Here is a 14,608-nt window from a genome sequence, read left to right as displayed (position 1 = left end):
TGGCCCGGATGCTGCTGGCCGAGGGGCGGTTCGACGTCGCCATCGAGCCGCTCGACGAAGTCCCGACCACCAGCCGCCACTACGGCACCGCGCAGATCTCGGCGATCGTCACCCTCGTCCACGGCCGAAAGCCGAACGACGTCAAACAGGCCGAGTTGTTCGAGGCCGCTGAGCGCTTCGAGGAGATCAGCTGGGACGACCCCCGCCGCGGTCGTCTGCAACTGATCATTCTCGGCACCGCCCTCGGCTGGATAGACGCGCACCCCGACGACGAGCAGTCCGGCGACGACTTCCTCGGCCTGCCGTTCAACGAGCACGGTCTCCGCGCGGGCACCGAGCGCTCGCTGCGCGACCTCGCCCGCGCCACCCGCGACAACCGCGCCCACCGCTTCCTCCTGGTGGACCTGGCGAACCTGATCCGCCCCGCGACGCTGTTCTGAACGCTTAGTCCGTAGATCGTGACCGCGGGCGGGTCACGATCTACGGAGCAGCGGCGACGACCTCGCCGATCGCACAGTTCGACGAGCATCGGCGCGGGGTGCCCGACCATCCGCGCCTCGTCATCGCCAGCGCCACCTTTCCCGCAGTGACGCATGAGCGCACCACCACCTGTCCCCAACCGAGGCGGAGAGTGCGACGTTCGGCGAAAGCCGCAGCGTCGAGGTCGCGGTCCATGTCTCGGTCGCGAGCCCGGGCGTCGTCGTGGTGCAGCCTGCCGTCGAGCTCGATCACCAGCCGCAGGCTCGGATAGTCGAGATCGCGAAATCCGGACCGACCGACGCCGGTCGGCGCCTGCCGTTCGGGCGTCGGCAACCCGTGGGCGCGCTCCACTCTGGTGAGGTATCGGTGCTCGAGCACCGAGCAGGCGCCGCTGCGGACATCCTCCAGGACTCCGCGGAGGAAGGTTCGTCGGGGAAGGCGACATCGCCGCTCCAGCGCTTCGAGCAATCGGTCGGCGGTAGTGAGCCGAGCCTGCACCACGTCGGCGAGCACGGCGATGGCGGCGAGCTCGTCACCCGCCGACGCAGCAACGTCGAGCACCGCCTCCTCCAACCGCACCCGCGGCGGATAAGAGTGCAGGAGCACGTGCGCTGCCATGTGGCTGCTGTAATGAACGACGACCCCCGGCCGTCGCGTCACCCGTCGACCGGCGTCGACCACGATATGGATCGGTTCGCCCGACCGCGCGCGATCGTCGCGCGGGGTTCCGACCGCCTCGATCGCCGAATGGTGGCTGAGCGCTGCCGGAGCCGCGTCGAGAATCGCGCACCACGACCGCTGTCTTCGGGTCGGCGTCCCGGTATGCGTCAAATAGACGCCCGGATACACCGGCACCCACCAGCCGCGTCGCGTCATCCGCCGGATGAACGCCGAGTCGAGCCCCGCCGCGAGCACCTGTGTCCTGGACACCACCCCGTCCTGTCGGCGAACGAGATCCCGTAATTCCTCCGTCGCTACAGCCCCCATGAAGGGAGTCTGGCCCCGGTCTGCGCTGAGCGCCAGTCCCAATCGACCACCTGTGGACAACCAGGATCGCTTAGTCCGTAGATCCTGACCGCGGGCGGGTCACGATCTACGGAGCAAGCACTACGCCCTAAGTCAGCAGGTCCTCGTAGCGGTACTCGGTCGGGATCGCCTCGCCGGCCGACGACGCCGACGATTCCCGCTGCTGGAGTTCCACGCGGCGGATCTTGCCGGAGATGGTCTTGGGGAGTTCGAAGAACTCGACGCGTCGCACCTTGAGGTACGGGGCCAGATGGTCTCGCGCGTACTCCATGATCGCCTTCGCGGTGGCGGCGTCCGCGGCCCAGCCCTCGGCGACGGTCACGTAGGCCTTCGGGACGGCGAGGCGGGTGTCGTCCGGCTGAGGCACGACCGCCGCTTCGACCACCGCGGGGTGCTCGATGAGCACGCTCTCGAGCTCGAACGGCGAGACCTTGTAGTCGGACGACTTGAAGACGTCGTCGGTACGACCGACGTAGGTGATGTAGCCGTCCTCGTCACGCGAGGCGACGTCGCCGGTGTGGTAGTAGCCACCGGCCATGACCAGCTCATTCCGCTCGGGGTCGCCGAGATAGCCGGTCATCAGGTTCACCGGACGCACGCTCAGGTCCAGGCAGAGCTCGCCCTCGTCGGCGAGCTCCCCGGTCAGCGGATCGACGAGGACCACCGGAACGCCGGGCATCGGTCGTCCCATGGAGCCGGCCTTCAGCGGCTGACCGGGGGTGTTGCCGACCTGAAGGGTGGTCTCGGTCTGGCCGAAGCCGTCGCGGATCGTCAGACCCCACGACTGTTCGACGCGACGGATCACGTCGGGGTTCAGCGGCTCGCCGGCACCGAGGAGTTCGCGCAGCCCGGCGGGCTTGTCGCCGAGGTCGGCCTGGATCAGCATCCGCCAGACGGTGGGCGGTGCGCAGAAGGTGTTGACCTGCGCGCGATCGAGCTGCTGCATCAGGGCCGCGGCGTCGAATCGGGAGTAGTTGTAGACGAAGATCGTCGCCTCGGCGATCCACGGCGCGAAGAAAAGGCTCCACGCGTGCTTGGCCCAGCCGGGCGAGCTGATCGTCAGGTGCACGTCGCCCGGCTTGACGCCGATCCAGGCCATCGTGGTGAAGTGCCCGACGGCGTAGCTGACCTGCGAATGCTCCACCAGCTTCGGCTTGCTGGTGGTTCCGGAGGTGAAGTAGATGAGCATCGGGTCGTCGACCTCGGTGTCGGTCTGGAACGGTCCCGCCGACTCCGCGTCGGCGGCGCCCGCATACGCAGTCCACCCCTCGCCGTCACCACCGCCGTCACCACCGCCGTCATCACCACCGACGACGATCCGCCGGTAGTCGCCGGGGACGTCGTCGAACTTGCCGGTGTCGCCGACATTGGCGATGACGGTGCCCGCGCCGCCGCGCTCGATGCGGTCGGTGAGATCGGCCGGGCCGAGGGCCGACGTGGTCGGCATGACGATGGCGCCGAGCTTCATGATGGCCAGCATCAGCTCCCAGAGCTCCACCTGGTTGCCGAGCATCAAGATGACGCGGTCGCCCTTGCCGACGCCGAGGCCGCGCAGCCACGTCGCCACGCGATCGGAGTTCCGCGCCATCTCATCGAAGGTCACCTTGACCTCGGAGCCGTCCTCCTCGGTGATCCACAGCGCGAGGCGGTCGTTGCCGCGGGCGAAGTCGTCGAACCAGTCGATCGCCCAGTTGAACCGGCCGGTGATCTCCGGCCAGCGGAACTCGGCGACGGCGCGGTCGTAGTCGCCGATCAGGTCGATCATCTGGTCGCGGCTGGCGCGGTAACGCTCAGTGTTCGTGGTCATGCTCACATGATCCACGTCACAGGACGATTCGGTCCACCCCCCGAAGAGGGGGTGCGGAGCACCCGGTCGAGACCACACTCGAGTGCAGCGGCACCGATCGTTCAGTCCCCGTACGCGACCGCCATCGCCTGCCGAGCGATCGCCAACTCCTCGTTGGTCGGGACCACCAGCACCGTGATGCTCGACGCGTCGGTGGAGATGACGCGCGGCTCCGACGAACGGATCGCGTTGCGCTCGGCGTCGATCTCGATACCGTAGTTCTCCAACCCCGCCAGGGAGTCGGCGCGGACCGGGGCGGCGTTCTCGCCGACGCCCGCGGTGAAGACGATCGCGTCGACCCGACCGAGCTCGATCATGTACGCGCCGATGTAGCGGCGGAGGCGGTGCAGGTAGACGTCGTACGCCAGCCGCGCGGACTCGTCACCGGCGTCGGCGCGCTCGAGGACCGAGCGGAAGTCGTTCTCACCGCAGAGGCCCTTCAGGCCGGAGCGCTTGTTGACCAGCGTGTCGATGTCGTCGATCGACATGCCCGCGACGCGCGCGAGCTGGAAGACGATGCCCGCGTCGATGTCGCCGGTACGGGTGCCCATCACCAGCCCCTCGAGCGGCGTCATGCCCATGGTGGTGTCGATCGGTCTGCCGCAGGCCACGGCCGACATCGACGCCCCGTTGCCGAGGTGCAGGACGATCTGGTTGAGCTCGCCATAGTCGCGGCCGAGGGTCTCGGCGGTCTTGCGGGAGACGTACTCGTGGCTGGTGCCGTGGAAGCCGTAGCGGCGGATGGCGTACTGCTGGGCCACCTCCGCGTCGAGCGCGTAGGTCGACGCCGCCGCGGGCAGGTCGTGGAAGAACGCGGTGTCGAAGACTGCGACGGCGGGGACGTCGGGCAGCAGCGCCGTGACTGCCTCGATGCCGACCAGGTTCGCCGGATTATGCAGCGGTGCAAGCGGACAGATCCGCTCGATCTCCGACCGGACGGTCTCGTCGATCAGGGTCGGGGCAAAGAACGACCGTCCGCCGTGCACCACCCGATGTCCGACCGCCGCGAGGCCCGAGTCGGCGATGTCGACGCCGTCGGACGCGAACAGTTCCAGCACCGTCGCAATGGCCGCCTCGTGGTCGGGCAGCACGCCCTCCACCACCACGTCGTGCCCGCGATACCGGTGCTTGATGCGCGAGGAGCCCTCACCGATCTGCTCGGCGAGCCCGTCGGCGATCACCTCTTCGGTCGTCGGATCCAGGACCTGATACTTCAGCGACGACGATCCCGCGTTGACCACCAGGACACTGCCGTCGATCCGCTCCGCGCTCATGCGTTCTGCTCCTCGGACACCGGGGCCGACTCTGTCTTCGCCGTCTCCGCGTGCGCCTTCTTGTTGTTCTGTGCCTTCTTGTTGTTCTGGGCCTGGATCGCGGTGATCGCCACGGTGTTGACGATGTCCGACACCAGCGCGCCGCGGGAGAGGTCGTTCATCGGCTTGTTGAGCCCCTGCAGCACCGGCCCGATCGCGACGGCGCCCGCACTGCGCTGCACGGCCTTGTAGGTGTTGTTGCCGGTGTTGAGGTCCGGGAAGATCAGGACCGTCGCACGACCGGCGACCGGCGAGTCGGGCATCTTCGACGCCGCGACCGTCGGCTCCACGGCGGCGTCGTACTGGATCGGCCCTTCCACCAGCAGTTCCGGCGCCCGTTCGCGGACGATCGCGGTGGCGGCGGCCACCTTCTCGACGTCCTTGCCGGTGCCCGACGCGCCGGTGGAGTACGACAGCAGCGCGACCCGCTGCTCGATGCCGAAGGCGGCCGCGGTCTGCGCCGACGACATCGCGATGTCGGCCAGTTCTTCGGCGGTGGGATCGGGAACGATCGCGCAGTCGCCGTAGGAGAGCACCTTGTCGGACAGGCACATGAAGAAGACGCTGGAGACCGTCGAGACACCGGGCTTGGTCTTGATGATCTCGAACGCGGGCCGGATGGTCTGCGCGGTGGTGTGCGCGGCGCCCGAGACCATGCCGTCCACGCGCCCGGTGTGCAGCATCATGGTGCCGAAGTACGACTCGTCGCGCACCGCCTCCAACGCCCGCTCCAGGGTCATGCCCTTGTGCTTGCGGAGCTCGGTGTAGACCTCGGCGAACTCGTCGGCCAGCGGCGACGTCGCGGGATCGATGATGTCGACGTCGCCGAGGTCGATGCCGAGTTCGTTGCCGCGTCGGCGGACGGCGACCGGATCACCCAGCAGCGTCAGCTCGGCGACACCGCGGCGCAGCAGCCGTTCGGTGGCGCGCAGGATGCGGTCGTCGTTGCCCTCGGGAAGCACGATGTGCTGGCGGTCGGACTTGGCCTGCGTCATCAGCTGGTACTCGAACATCTGCGGCGTGACCACCTCCGGCTTGTGGAGGTCGAGCTCGGCCAGCAGTTCGGCCGGCGAGACGTACTTCTCCATCAGCGCGAGGGCGGCGTCGATCTTGCGGTACGACCCGCGGGCCATCGCGCCGCGGGTGTTCGCCGCGATCCGCGCGGTCTCGTAGGTGCCGTGGTCGCACGCGATGATCGGCAAGGTGGGCCGCAGACCCTTCACCAGCGCGTCGATCATCGGGTGCGGGCGCAGACCGCCGTTGATGACGATGCCTGCCAGCCGCGGGAAGCCCTCGGCGACGTCGGCGTTCACCAGCGCCAGGAGCACGTCCGACCGGTCGGCCGGCGCGATCACCACCAGCGACTCGCTGAGCCGCTCGAGAATGTGCTCGACCGTCATGCCGCCGACCATCACGTCGAGGGCCTCCCGATCGAGGAGGTCGCGATCGCCGGAGTACAGGGTGGCGTCGAGCGCGTCGCACAGTTCGCCCATGGTCGGCGCCACCAGCAGCGGCTCCTCGGGCAGCGCCCACGAGCGGATCCCGGTTCTGCTCAGCGCCGCGACCACCGCGGGCTGATCGTCGGGATCGCATCGGTTGGCGACGATGCCGACGGTGCTGGCGTGTTCGCTCTTGATGTCCGCGAGGAGCAGATCGGCGACGGCCTTGACCTCGCTCGGCTCCCGCTCGAACGCCTTCACCACCAGGATGATCGGCGCCGACAGGTTGGCGGCCACCCGCGCGTTGAAGCTCAACTCCGACGGCGATGCGACATCGGTGTAGTCCGAGCCGATCACCAGGATGTTGTCACACTGCTCGGCCAGCGCGTGGTACCGCGCGACGATCTCGCCGATCGCCGCGTCGGGGTCGGAGTGCACGTCGTCGTAGGTGACGCCGATGCAGTCCTCGTAGGTCACGTCGGCCGACGCGTACTGGTGCAGCAGGTCGAGGATGTAGTCGCGCTTGCCCGCCGAGGCGCGGGAGATCGGACGGAAGACGCCGACCCGACCGCCGGCGGCGGTCAGCACCATCAGCGCACCGAGCGCGACTGTCGACTTTCCGGTGTCGCCTTCTGCGGACGCGATGTAAATACTGCGGGCGCTGGTGCCAGTCATGCGTCCGACAATAGTCGTTCGTCAGGCGCGGGCAGCCATCACCGAATGACGGCGCGGACCACCATGTCGGCGATCTCGTCGTCGGACATCACGCTGCCCGGGACCAGCATGCAGGAGTAGACCACGCGCACCATGAACTCGCTGCCCGCGCGGGCGGTCGGGTAGAGCGCGGCGGCCTCATCAGCCTCCGCATCGGGGAGCGTCGCATCGACGATGAGGTCGATCAGCGAACGGTTCTCCGAATCGGTAGTGGTGATGAGCGCGCGCACCACTTCTTCGGGCTCGTTGCGCAGCACGTACTGCAGCGCCTCGTGCTCGCGGATGTACTGCAGGCTGCGACTGACCCGTTCGCGGATCCGTTCGGCCGGGTCGTCCTGTTCCTGTCCCCACGCATGGAGTTGCTTGCGCAGCTGCTCCAATTCGCGCGACATGATGGCATCCACCAGCGCGTCGCGGCCACCGAACATGCGGTACGCGGTAGCGCGGGCGACGCCTGCCTGCCGGGCCACCGACGTCAGGCTGAGGGCTTTGGCTCCGAAACGGGACACCAGCGCCACGCCCACGTCCACCAACCGGTCACGATCCATGGCTTAAACGTTATCGAACGCGAGGCGGGCCACTGGCCGTCGCGGTCATTCTTCGTCGATGTAGTGCATCGCTGCTTCTTCGGCCGAGGCGCCCGCACCGTCGACGCCCGCGTCGGTGGCGAGCAGCTGATTGTCGACGTCGGGTCCGGTGCCCTCGTCGGGCGCGATCAACCGGCCGGCGCGGCGGCGACCCACTTCGGCGCGCTCGGGGAAGTCGGGGTCGCCGTCTGCGTCGTCGTAGGAGGTGTCGGGTTCCTCCTCCGCGAGGCGGGAGTCGAGCGTCTCGTGCTCGTGGTTCGCGGGTTCGTACTCGGGCGGCGAGTAGCCGCGGTCGAGCACATCCGCCAGTTCGGTGTCCTCCAACGTGTCCTCGGGCTGCAGCTGATCGGTGTCGTCCCGGTCGTACTCGCCGTCGTCGTAGGCATCCTGCGCGCTCATGGTTTCAGGCTAACGCGGATGAGCGGCGTCGACGCGAGAGTCGGACAGTCCCAGCGTCGCGCCGCCACCGGCCCGGCCACCGGCTCCCTCCGCAATGGCACTATTGAACCCATGCCGGTGAACATCCCGCAGGACCTTCCAGCTCGCGCCATTCTCGAGGACGAGGGCATCTTCGTGATGTCCGACGACCGGGCCCGTTCGCAGGACATCCGCCCGATGCGCATCGCGATCCTGAATCTGATGCCGACGAAGGAAGCCACCGAGACCCAGCTGCTGCGCGTGCTCGGCAGCACCCCGCTGCAGGTGGAGGTCACCCTGTTGCACATGGCGAGCCACTCGTCCCGCAACACGACGCCCGAGCATCTGGAGGCCTTCTACACCACCTTCGCCGACGTCGCCGACCAATACTTCGACGGCCTGATCATCACCGGCGCCCCGATCGAGCTCCTCGACTTCGAGGACGTCGACTACTGGCCCGAGATGCAGCGGATCCTGGACTGGAGCCGCGAGCACGTCTACTCGACGATGCACATCTGCTGGGGCGCGCAGGCCGCGCTCTACCACCACTACGGCGTGCCGAAGTACGAGTTGCCGAGCAAGCTCTCGGGCATCTTCGACCACCGCGTGCTGGCGCCGCAGTCCGCGCTGCTCCGCGGGCTCGACGACACGCTGACCGTGCCGCAGTCGCGCCACACCGACGTGCACGCCGCCGACATCGAGGCCACCGGCGCGGTCGATGTGCTCGCCGTCGGCGACGACGCGGGCGTGCTGCTGGCCGCGACCCCCGACCTGCGGCAGGTGTTCATCACCGGCCACCCCGAGTACGACCGCGACACCCTCGACCGCGAGTACCGGCGCGACGCCGACTCCGGGATGAACCCGACCGTGCCGACCAACTACTACCCGGACGACGACCCGACGCGCGAGCCCGGCGTCACCTGGCGAAGCGCAGGCGTCCTGGTGTACGCCAACTGGCTCAACCACTGCGTCTACCAGCAAGTTCCGTTCGAGCGGACGACCGGCGCAGAGTAGCCCCGGCGCGCGTCACCGCCGCCAGGACTCGTAACTGCGCGGATCGTCGATGGGCTCCAGATGGACCGTCGGAACGAGGTCCTCGACGGCGTCGTGCAGTTCGGTCTCGATCTCCTCGACCAGGTCGTGGCCTCGCTTGACCGTCCAGGCCCCCGGCACCAGCATGTGCATCTGAACAAAGCGCAGGTGCCCGGCTTCGCGGGTGCGGATGTCGTGGAAGTCGACCTCCGCGCTGCGGTGGCGGTCCAGCACCTCGTCGATCGCGGCGAGCTGCTCGGCGGGGATCGCCGAGTCCATGAGTCCCATGGTCGACGACCGCATCAGCTTATAGCCGACGAAGATGATGTTGATCGCGACGGCGATGGCGATCAGCGGGTCGAGCACCAGCCATCCGGTCAGCGCCACCGCGGCCACGCCGAGCACCACGCCCGCGGTGGTCCACACGTCGGTCATCAGGTGTTTGCCGTCGGCCTCCAGCGTCAGTGAGCGGTAGGCGCGGCCCACTCTGATCAGTTGCCAAGCGACGAGGGCGTTGATCACCGACGCAAGCACCGAGACCGCCAGACCGATGCCGACCTGCTCCAGTTCCACCGGGTTGATGAGTCGTTCCACTGCCGTGGCGATGATGACGATCGCGGCCACCACGATCAGCACGCCCTCGACGACGGCCGAGAAGTACTCGCTCTTGACGTGCCCGAAGTTGTGCTCGTCGTCGGCCGGCTTGGCGGCGATCCGCAGTGCGATGAACGCGATGACGGCGGCGACCAGATTGACCACCGACTCCGCGGCGTCGGACAGCAGACCCACCGAACCGGTCAGCTGCCAGGCGAGCACCTTGAGGCCGATCACCACGATCGACGCCGCAATGCTCAGCAACGCCCACTTGCTCAGGTCCCGCGTGTTGTCGGCCACCACTCCATCTTGGCGCACCCGGGCCGCCCAGGAGCCACCAAGACGGCACCGAGACGACGAAAGCCTGATTGCGCTGCGGAAACCGAGTGTGACGGGGATCATAGTAGGCATGCTCGACGAGTTGAACGACCAAGCTCAGGCCGACTACGCCGCCGGCCAGTTCAGCAGTGCGCTCGCCGGCTTCTCGGTCCTCCGAGAACTCCGCGCCAGGCGAGAGGGCCCCTATTCGGTCAAGTATCTAGCGGCGATGCACGACAGCGTCCGGTGCATGTCGCAGCTGCAGCTGTGGACCGACGCCGATCTGCTGTGCAGCGAACTCCACAGCAAGTATGTCCGGACGCTGGGTCGCGGTCAGTCGGTGACGGTCGACGTCGCCAAGCACTGGGCGTGGTCGATGATGCACCTGCGCGACCTGCGTCCGGCGATCGGTCTCTACCTGACGACCGCCGATGCGATGTGGGACCTCGACCAGTCGGGCGCCCGCAGGCTGATCGGCGCGGCCGCCACCATCCCGGCGGTCCGACCGGCGGCCCTGCTGTGGCAGGGGTTCGTCGACGGCGTCGCGCTGCGGCACACCGACGAGCTGCTGAACGTGCTCACCGGGTGGACCGAGCAGTTGTCGGAGCGGCGATTCGCCGAGCCGACGATCACGCTCGACGGCTTGGCGCTGACCGGATAACGGTCAGGCGTCGACGACCCGCTGGTCGTCGGCGGTGTCCATCAGGGCGGTCACCTTGGCAGGCACCGTGAACAGGGTGACGAGGCTGACCACGATCAGCAGCACCGCGAGCAGCCACAGGATGGTGCTGAGCGTGTACACCGCGGGCAGCACGATCATCGCGATTCCCGCCAGTACCGAGACGACACCGGAGACCATGACCAGCCAGCGCGGCGCGAGGGTCGACGCGAGGCGCAGACCGAACAGATCCTGAATTCCGCCGACGATCCACCCGACGCCGATGAAGACGCCGAGCAGGACCAGCGACTTGGCCGGGTTCAGCATGGCCAGGACGCCGACGATCAGGACCACCGCGCCGAGGACGCCGAGCAGAATGCGCATGCCCGCGGGGGCACGAGTGACCGCGAAGGCCAGGAACAGGCGGGTGATGCCCGCGACCGCCAATGCGACACCGAACAGGATGCCGATCGCGACCAGCGAGGCCTCGGTCCAGACCAGCGCGACAACGCCCATGACGAGGCCGACCAGCGCGGAGAAGATGACGAAGGTGCGGACCGCGCCGACCGCGTCGTTCGGCAAAACGGACGGTGTTGCTTGAGTGGTCATACACGCAGCGTAGCGTGAGGCCATATGGCGGATATGAGCTTCTTCACCGTCGGCGATCGAGGCCGATACCTCCCCACGGATTTCGCGATGGGCCTGTGGGGCCCGGATGCACTCAACGGGCCCGCGGTGTGCGCCATCGCGGCGTACGCGGCCGAGAAGGCAGGCAGTCGTGAGGGATTCGCGCCCGCACGGTTCACCCTGGAGCTCTTCAAGAGCGCACGGCGGCTGCCGATGGCCGCCACCACCACCGTCCTGCGCGACGGCCACCGCATCCGCGTCGTCGAGGTGTCGGTGATCCAGTACGACGACACGCAGAAGACAGGCGAGCAGGAGATCCTCGTCGCGCGCGGCAACGTCGTGTTCCTCAAGAAGAGCTCCACCAACCCGCCCGGCGAGCGGTGGGAGCGGTCGCCGGAAGCCAGCGCGTTCACCCCGCCCGCGGCGACCTCCGACAACTACCGTCCGTGGTTCCGGACCGACGACCAGGAATGGTCGCAGGACATGACCCAGTTCCAGAACTCCGGCCGACTCTCCCTGTGGTCGCGCCCCTTCGCCGCGGTGTCCGGCGAGGAGCCGACGCCGTTCCAGCGCGCGGTGACTGCCGCCGAGTCCAGCAGCCTGGTCACCAACATCGGCGACGGCGGCATCGGCTTCATCAACTGCGACCTCACCGTGGCGCTCGCTCGTCTGCCGGAGGGCGTCCGTGTCGGCCTGCAGGCCGACACCCATATCGAGAACGACGGACTGTCGGTCGGCACGGCCAATCTGTACGACGAACACGGTCCGATCGGCGTCGGCCTGGTGACGGCCCTCGACAACACCCGGGCGATGATCGACTTCAGCAAGGTCCGAGGCGGCACGATGCGCGCCCCCGAACTCAGCTGACCTCGTCGAACCCGGCCCGATCGGCGGTCTCTCCCGGTAGCGTTCGCAGTCACTGGAGCTGTTGAGTCTTCAGGCTCAACGTGACGGGAGACTGGACGTGACGAACAGATATCTCAGATACGGCGACCGCCGCTTCATCATCACCCGGGAGACCGAGGCGCGCCTGGACCGCGCCTTGAACAAGGTCTACGCGCACGGCAGCAGCGGGCACGAGTGGCTCAGCCTCTATCCGGACAGCGAGGCGCAGTGCCGCCTGCTGATCGCGGCGGGCGTGCCGATCACGATTGAGACGGAACCGGCGTTCGATTCTCCGCTGTAGCGGGACCGTCGGCGTGGCGACGGCGGAGCACCCGTCGGCCAGTCGGCTGGAGCCCGCTCGAGGCCAGGTTGAGGCGCCCGATCACCGGTAGGCTGGCCGCATGCGTGTCGGAGCCCATTTACGCCAGGACGAGAACCCCATCGTGACCGCCGAGGAACTCGGCATCGACATCTTCCAGATGTTCGTCACTGATCCGCAGTCGTGGAAGAAGCCGCAACCGCATCCGCACGCCACCGAGATCCGTGAGTCGCCGATCGACGTCGTCGTGCACTCCAGCTACCAGATCAACGTCGCGAGCCTGAACAACCGGCTGCGGATGCCCTCGCGCAAGGCGGTGGAGGAGCAGGCCAAGGCGGCCGCCGAGCTCGGTGCCATCGGGCTCGTGGTGCACGGCGGTCACCTCAAGGACGGCGAGGACGCCGCCGAAGGTTTCGCCAACTGGCGCAAGCTATTCGAACGACAGGAAGACAAGGGTGGCTTCGGCGTGCCGATCCTGATCGAGAACACCGCGGGCGGCGACCACGCGATGGCTCGCACGCTCGAGTCCATCGAGCGGCTGTGGGACGCGGTCGGCGACTTCGGCCAGGCCGGCTTCTGCCTCGACACCTGTCACGCGTGGGCGGGCGGCGAGGACCTCGTCGGACTGGTGGAGCGGATCAAGGCGATCACCGGACGGATCGACCTGATTCACCTGAACAATTCGCGCGACGAGTTCGATTCCGGCCGCGACCGGCACGCCAACCTGGAGTCCGGACAGATCGACGCGGAGGTGCTCGCCGAGCTGATGAAGACCGCCGACGCCCCCGGGGTCCTGGAGACACCGGGCGAGGGCATCGCCACCGACCTCGAGTACCTGCGCTCGCACTGAGTCGCACGCCCCTCCTGGTCGCACGGCTCGCTTGCAATTGTTAGCGGGACCACACGCCCCCGTATTGTCCCGCAGGCATGTCGCCGGTATTCTGGCAATAGTTACCGGCAAGTAACTTACCTCCGGGTCAGCCCCCGGAAGTTCCGACCGGCAGACGATCTTCGAGAAAACAGCGAGTTAGGAAAACCATGGGCCATTACAAGTCCAACCTGCGGGACCTGCACTTCAACCTCTTCGAAATGTACGAGCTCGACAAGGTGCTCGAGTCCGGAGAGTTCGGCGACCTCGATCATGAGACCGCCGTCGACATGCTGCGCGAGGTCCGCACCCTCGCCGAAGGCCCGATCGCCGCGTCGTTCACCGACGTCGATCGCAACCCGCCGGTCTTCGACCCGGAGAACCACACGGTCACCATTCCGGAGTCGTTCAAGGCCTCCTACAACGCCTTCATCGAAGCCGGCTGGGACAAGGTCGGCGTCGACGAGGAGCTCGGCGGTCTGCCGGCACCCCGCTCGCTGTACTGGGCGCTCGGCGAGATGATCCTCGGCGCCAACCCGCCGGTCTTCATGTACGCCGCCGGTTCGGGCTTCTCGAACATCTTCTACGACAACGGCACCGACGAGCAGAAGAAGTGGGCCGCCATCTGCGCCGAGCGCGGCTGGGGCGCCACCATGGTCCTCACCGAGCCGGACGCCGGCTCCGACGTGGGCGCAGGCACCACCAAGGCCACGCAGCAGGAAGACGGCACCTGGCACATCGAGGGCGTGAAGCGCTTCATCACCTCGGCCGACCAGGATATGACCGAGAACATCTTCCACCTGGTCCTGGCTCGCCCCGAGGGCGCCGGACCGGGCACCAAGGGCCTGTCACTGTTCTTCGTTCCGAAGTTCCACTTCGACCACGAGACCGGCGAGCTGGGCGACCGCAACGGCGCCTTCGTCACCGGTGTCGAGCACAAGATGGGCATCAAGGCCTCCTCCACCTGTGAGGTCAGCTTCGGTCTCCACGGCACCCCCGCCAAGGGCTGGCTGGTCGGCGAGGTCCACCAGGGCATCGCCCAGATGTTCGACGTGATCGAGCACGCTCGCATGATGGTCGGCACCAAGGCCATCTCGACCCTGTCGACCGGCTACCTGAACGCCCTCGAGTACGCCAAGCAGCGCGTCCAGGGCGCCGACATGACGCAGATGATGGACAAGGCCGCCCCGCGCGTCACCATCACCCACCACCCGGACGTCCGTCGTGCGCTGATGACCCAGAAGGCGTACGCCGAGGGCCTGCGCGCGGTGTACCTCTACACCGCGTCGCACCAGGACGCCGTCGCGGCGAACATCGTCTCCGGTGCCGACGCCGAGCTGGCGCACAAGGTCAACGATCTGCTGCTCCCGATCGTCAAGGGTGTCGGCTCCGAGCGCGCCTACGAGAAGCTCACCGAATCGCTGCAGACCCTGGGCGGCTCCGGCTTCCTGCAGGACTACCCGATCGAGCAGTACATCCGCGACT

General features: G+C 67.8%; 15 protein-coding genes. 7 read left to right on the top strand and 8 right to left on the bottom strand.

Annotated elements, in window-relative coordinates:
• Positions 1 to 440 (top strand): tetratricopeptide repeat protein (locus tag GX543_RS08140; protein WP_290851157.1); only part of this gene is annotated, 440 nt, incomplete at its 5' end.
• 40 nt (positions 441 to 480) lie between these two features.
• Here the strand turns inward: GX543_RS08140 and GX543_RS08135 are convergent.
• The 6 genes from GX543_RS08135 to GX543_RS08110 all read right to left on the bottom strand — a co-directional run bounded on the left by GX543_RS08135 (position 481) and on the right by GX543_RS08110 (position 7,804).
• Positions 481 to 1,467, bottom strand: coding sequence for a type IV toxin-antitoxin system AbiEi family antitoxin domain-containing protein (locus GX543_RS08135; RefSeq protein WP_290851155.1), 987 nt, complete (start codon positions 1,465 to 1,467; stop codon positions 481 to 483).
• 127 nt (positions 1,468 to 1,594) lie between these two features.
• The gene (locus GX543_RS08130) at positions 1,595 to 3,313 is read right to left on the bottom strand and encodes an AMP-binding protein (RefSeq protein ID WP_290851153.1); all 1,719 of its coding nucleotides are present in this window, start codon (positions 3,311 to 3,313) and stop codon (positions 1,595 to 1,597) included.
• A 101-nt stretch (positions 3,314 to 3,414) separates the two neighbouring features.
• Positions 3,415 to 4,626: an acetate kinase gene (locus tag GX543_RS08125; RefSeq protein ID WP_290851152.1), complete on the bottom strand. Its 1,212-nt coding sequence runs from the start codon at positions 4,624 to 4,626 to the stop codon at positions 3,415 to 3,417.
• Positions 4,623 to 6,779 (bottom strand): phosphate acetyltransferase, encoded by a 2,157-nt coding sequence (gene pta, locus GX543_RS08120; protein WP_290851150.1) that lies wholly within the window; start codon positions 6,777 to 6,779, stop codon positions 4,623 to 4,625. Before pta ends, GX543_RS08125 begins: the two co-directional genes overlap by 4 nt.
• A gap of 38 nt (positions 6,780 to 6,817) precedes the next feature.
• Positions 6,818 to 7,366 carry a TetR family transcriptional regulator gene (locus GX543_RS08115; protein WP_290851148.1) on the bottom strand — a complete coding sequence of 183 codons (549 nt, stop codon included), beginning with the start codon at positions 7,364 to 7,366 and terminating at the stop codon, positions 6,818 to 6,820.
• A 45-nt stretch (positions 7,367 to 7,411) separates the two neighbouring features.
• Positions 7,412 to 7,804, bottom strand: a complete 393-nt coding sequence (locus tag GX543_RS08110; protein WP_290851146.1) for a DUF5709 domain-containing protein — start codon at positions 7,802 to 7,804, stop codon at positions 7,412 to 7,414.
• Positions 7,805 to 7,822: 18 nt separating this feature from the next.
• Here GX543_RS08110 and metA point away from each other — a divergent pair, with 18 nt between their 5' ends.
• A complete protein-coding gene (metA, locus tag GX543_RS08105) occupies positions 7,823 to 8,836 on the top strand; it encodes a homoserine O-succinyltransferase (RefSeq protein WP_290851144.1) in 1,014 nt (337 codons plus the stop codon).
• A gap of 12 nt (positions 8,837 to 8,848) precedes the next feature.
• Here the strand turns inward: metA and GX543_RS08100 are convergent, their stop codons facing one another.
• Positions 8,849 to 9,748, bottom strand: a complete 900-nt coding sequence (locus GX543_RS08100; RefSeq protein WP_290851142.1) for a cation diffusion facilitator family transporter — start codon at positions 9,746 to 9,748, stop codon at positions 8,849 to 8,851.
• Between the two features lie 109 nt (positions 9,749 to 9,857).
• Here GX543_RS08100 and GX543_RS08095 point away from each other — a divergent pair, with 109 nt between their 5' ends.
• Positions 9,858 to 10,427: a hypothetical protein gene (locus GX543_RS08095; RefSeq protein ID WP_290851140.1), complete on the top strand. Its 570-nt coding sequence runs from the start codon at positions 9,858 to 9,860 to the stop codon at positions 10,425 to 10,427.
• A gap of 3 nt (positions 10,428 to 10,430) precedes the next feature.
• Here GX543_RS08095 and GX543_RS08090 read toward each other — a convergent pair whose 3' ends face one another.
• Complete coding sequence (locus tag GX543_RS08090) at positions 10,431 to 11,033, bottom strand: HdeD family acid-resistance protein (protein ID WP_290851139.1); 603 nt, start codon at positions 11,031 to 11,033, stop codon at positions 10,431 to 10,433.
• A gap of 24 nt (positions 11,034 to 11,057) precedes the next feature.
• Between GX543_RS08090 and GX543_RS08085 the strand changes: the two genes are divergently transcribed.
• From GX543_RS08085 to GX543_RS08070, 4 genes are all read left to right on the top strand, one after another.
• Positions 11,058 to 11,918: an acyl-CoA thioesterase domain-containing protein gene (locus GX543_RS08085; RefSeq protein ID WP_290851138.1), complete on the top strand. Its 861-nt coding sequence runs from the start codon at positions 11,058 to 11,060 to the stop codon at positions 11,916 to 11,918.
• A gap of 97 nt (positions 11,919 to 12,015) precedes the next feature.
• Entirely contained in the window at positions 12,016 to 12,237 is a 222-nt protein-coding gene (locus GX543_RS08080) for a hypothetical protein (protein WP_290851136.1), read from the top strand.
• A gap of 100 nt (positions 12,238 to 12,337) precedes the next feature.
• The gene (locus GX543_RS08075; protein ID WP_290851135.1) at positions 12,338 to 13,105 is read left to right on the top strand and encodes a deoxyribonuclease IV; all 768 of its coding nucleotides are present in this window, start codon (positions 12,338 to 12,340) and stop codon (positions 13,103 to 13,105) included.
• Between the two features lie 188 nt (positions 13,106 to 13,293).
• The coding region (locus GX543_RS08070) for an acyl-CoA dehydrogenase family protein (RefSeq protein ID WP_290851134.1) at positions 13,294 to 14,608 on the top strand (1,315 nt) is incomplete at its 3' end.

Origin of the sequence: Gordonia sp. (in: high G+C Gram-positive bacteria) (assembly GCF_012515855.1) — a bacterium.
GTDB lineage: Bacteria > Actinomycetota > Actinomycetes > Mycobacteriales > Mycobacteriaceae > Gordonia.
This window is presented reverse-complemented; position numbering and strand designations above follow the sequence as displayed.

Coding starts and splice junctions, on each gene's coding strand:
- metA (WP_290851144.1), top strand. CDS start 7,823: ATGAGCGGCGTCGACGCGAGAGTCGGACAGTCCCAGCGTCGCGCCGCC.
- GX543_RS08090 (WP_290851139.1), bottom strand. CDS start 11,033: ATGACCACTCAAGCAACACCGTCCGTTTTGCCGAACGACGCGGTCGGC.
- GX543_RS08085 (WP_290851138.1), top strand. CDS start 11,058: ATGGCGGATATGAGCTTCTTCACCGTCGGCGATCGAGGCCGATACCTC.
- GX543_RS08075 (WP_290851135.1), top strand. CDS start 12,338: ATGCGTGTCGGAGCCCATTTACGCCAGGACGAGAACCCCATCGTGACC.
- GX543_RS08130 (WP_290851153.1), bottom strand. CDS start 3,313: ATGACCACGAACACTGAGCGTTACCGCGCCAGCCGCGACCAGATGATC.
- GX543_RS08125 (WP_290851152.1), bottom strand. CDS start 4,626: ATGAGCGCGGAGCGGATCGACGGCAGTGTCCTGGTGGTCAACGCGGGA.
- GX543_RS08110 (WP_290851146.1), bottom strand. CDS start 7,804: ATGAGCGCGCAGGATGCCTACGACGACGGCGAGTACGACCGGGACGAC.
- GX543_RS08095 (WP_290851140.1), top strand. CDS start 9,858: ATGCTCGACGAGTTGAACGACCAAGCTCAGGCCGACTACGCCGCCGGC.
- GX543_RS08115 (WP_290851148.1), bottom strand. CDS start 7,366: ATGGATCGTGACCGGTTGGTGGACGTGGGCGTGGCGCTGGTGTCCCGT.
- pta (WP_290851150.1), bottom strand. CDS start 6,779: ATGACTGGCACCAGCGCCCGCAGTATTTACATCGCGTCCGCAGAAGGC.
- GX543_RS08135 (WP_290851155.1), bottom strand. CDS start 1,467: ATGGGGGCTGTAGCGACGGAGGAATTACGGGATCTCGTTCGCCGACAG.